Genomic DNA, 303 nt, shown 5'->3' with positions numbered 1-303 from the left:
GACACTGGCCAATCCGCAGCGGATCAAAAATGTCCCGGGAAGAAAAACCGATGTCTCTGACGCCGAGTGGATCGCCAAGCTGCTCCGCCATGGACTCGTTGAAAAAAGTTTCGTCCCCCCAGCGGATATTCGCGAATTGCGGGATTTTACCCGCCTCCGCAAAAAGTGGGTCGGACAGCTGACTTCGGAGAAAAACCGGATTCAAAAAGTGCTCGAGTCTTCCAATGTCAAACTCGGCTCGGTCCTCTCCGATCTCTTCGGCGTTTCCGGAAAAGACATCCTCGCCCGGCTGCTTGAGAAGGG

Annotated in this window: 1 protein-coding gene; it reads left to right on the top strand. The window is 54.8% G+C overall.

Features of this window, described 5'->3' with window-relative positions; all coding sequences use genetic code 11:
• The coding region (locus tag I656_RS0117035; RefSeq protein WP_033006891.1) for a transposase at positions 1 to 303 on the top strand (303 nt) is incomplete at both ends.

The organism is Geobacillus sp. WSUCF1 (assembly GCF_000422025.1).
Taxonomy (GTDB): Bacteria; Bacillota; Bacilli; order Bacillales; family Anoxybacillaceae; genus Geobacillus; species Geobacillus zalihae.
This window is presented reverse-complemented; position numbering and strand designations above follow the sequence as displayed.